This is a genomic window from Nostoc flagelliforme FACHB-838, from assembly GCF_014698065.1.
GTDB classification, from domain to species: Bacteria; Cyanobacteriota; Cyanobacteriia; order Cyanobacteriales; family Nostocaceae; genus Nostoc; species Nostoc flagelliforme_B.
The window spans coordinates 1-1,777 of record NZ_JACJSI010000695.1; the positions used below are offsets into that span (position 1 = coordinate 1).

General features: G+C 38.1%; 3 protein-coding genes. 2 read left to right on the forward strand and 1 reads right to left on the reverse strand.

Translation table 11 applies throughout. The annotated features are described in order from the left end of the window. The first annotated feature begins 145 nt into the window (after positions 1-145). Both H6G97_RS50815 and H6G97_RS50820 read left to right on the forward strand, forming a co-directional pair. On the forward strand, positions 146-640 hold the full coding sequence (locus tag H6G97_RS50815; protein ID WP_190947743.1) for a DUF6174 domain-containing protein: 495 nt from the start codon (positions 146-148) through the stop codon (positions 638-640). Between the two features lie 311 nt (positions 641-951). After that, positions 952-1,491: a calcium-binding protein gene (locus tag H6G97_RS50820; protein WP_190947744.1), complete on the forward strand. Its 540-nt coding sequence runs from the start codon at positions 952-954 to the stop codon at positions 1,489-1,491. Here the strand turns inward: H6G97_RS50820 and H6G97_RS50825 are convergent. Further along, positions 1,488-1,777 (reverse strand): transposase (locus H6G97_RS50825; protein WP_190943137.1); only part of this gene is annotated, 290 nt, incomplete at its 5' end. The two genes, H6G97_RS50820 and H6G97_RS50825, sit on opposite strands and share 4 nt — an antisense overlap.

Consider the following 1,777-nt stretch of genomic DNA (forward strand, 5'->3'; position numbering starts at 1 on the left):
TTGCTTCCAATACACCAGCTTTTATTACAAATACAAGGCATTCGGAATCAGATTCAAATAATACTTATGTACTAGTAATTGGCGCTCGCATTGTGCCAGTTGCGTAAGTCCTGATATTGTCAAATTGAATTATTGATGGATTTGTATGCGCTTACCAATGATTATTAGTGCCGGGCTGTTACTATCTTTAGGTTTGAGCCTACCAGTAATGTCCCAAAGTTCCATAGAAATAGCACAATCGCCAGCGAGTCAGAACTTGAATTTAAGGCGATTAAAATTTAATCGCAATTTATGGAATCAGCAAAATATTCCCAACTATCGCTATACGTTTAGCAACGGTTGCTTTTGTATACCCGAAGCTAGAGGGCCAGTAGTCATTGAAGTACGTAACGGTCAAACAACTTCCATCACTTCTGTAGCGACTGGTCAACCAGTTGATTCACGATACTTCCAACAATACAAAACAATTCCCCAGCTTTTTAATGTAATTCAGGATGCTATTAATCGCAAAGCTTCCAGCTTGTCTGTGCAATATGCGCCTCAATTCGGCTACCCAACCCAAATTGATATCGATTACAACAGTCAGATAGCCGATGAAGAAGTGTATCTAAGAATTGAGAATTTTGAGAAAATTAAGTAAAAATTAAACTGCTTCCTTGAGCGTTTTTTCAGAATGTCTTTTGGATTCCTAAAATTAGCACGTTTTATCATAGGTATCAATTCGTGTCATTCCTCACTAAATAGTTAACAGACAATGACAGGTAGGAAGAGATAAATGGCAGATTTGTTTTTTTCCGAGTATGTAGAAGGCAGCAGTAGGTGACAAATTAAATGGTATCAAGTATGCCGAAAACCTTAAAATTCGGTAAGTTATTTCTGCCCTGAAACCTTATAAACAGGGGTTTGAGAACTGAAGTTACTGAAAAAAATTGATTTAGGTAGATAAAATCTATGGCAGATATCATTGGAACCAACGGTGATGATATCCTACGGGGTAATTATGATGAAGCGAATACGATTAACGGTCTTGCAGGCAACGATACCATATATACTGAGCGTGGCAACGACACCTTAACTGGTGGAGGCGGCAATGATAAATTTGTTAAATACTACAACGCCTACGACAATACTACTGCTGTCATCACCGATTTTGGTGGCGTAGGTAAAGGGACAAACCCGACAGCAACAGTAATTGCGGAAGTGGACACCTTAGAATTCCAGGGCGATGGTTCCACCGCCCGAAATTTGCTGTTGACCCAGAAAGGCAACAATCTAGAAATCAGTTTTGAAGACGATGCTAATACAACGAGGGTTTTTGGTGTCCCAGTTATCCTGCAAAACTTTGCCTTGGAAAACTTGAATAACCTGAGCAAATCTACAGGAGCCACTGTAGACTTAGGCAATATCCTGTTTTCTGACCAAACTAACACCACAGATAGGTTGGATGTCTTCAATGCCAATTCCACCCAAAGTAAGCTGTTCCACATTTAGTTTGCAATAGCAGCATTACCTTTATTTTTAATTTTTCTTCCCCATCTAATTATTAACTCTCCCTGATTTAACAACCTATTTAATAAGTTTTTCAGTTCCTCTACTGATTTAAATAGGCGATGAGATATGTATTCTTTCGCCGAATGCCATACAAGTTCGGCTAAATTCAAATCTGGGCTATACTCAGGCAGAAAATATAGTTGAATATTTGGTAAGTTTTTTTCAATCTCTGCCAATATAGTTTTCTTTTTATGGTAACTAGCGTTATCTAGAATTATCAAGATTT

Coding starts and splice junctions, on each gene's coding strand:
- H6G97_RS50815 (WP_190947743.1), top strand. CDS start 146: ATGCGCTTACCAATGATTATTAGTGCCGGGCTGTTACTATCTTTAGGT.
- H6G97_RS50820 (WP_190947744.1), top strand. CDS start 952: ATGGCAGATATCATTGGAACCAACGGTGATGATATCCTACGGGGTAAT.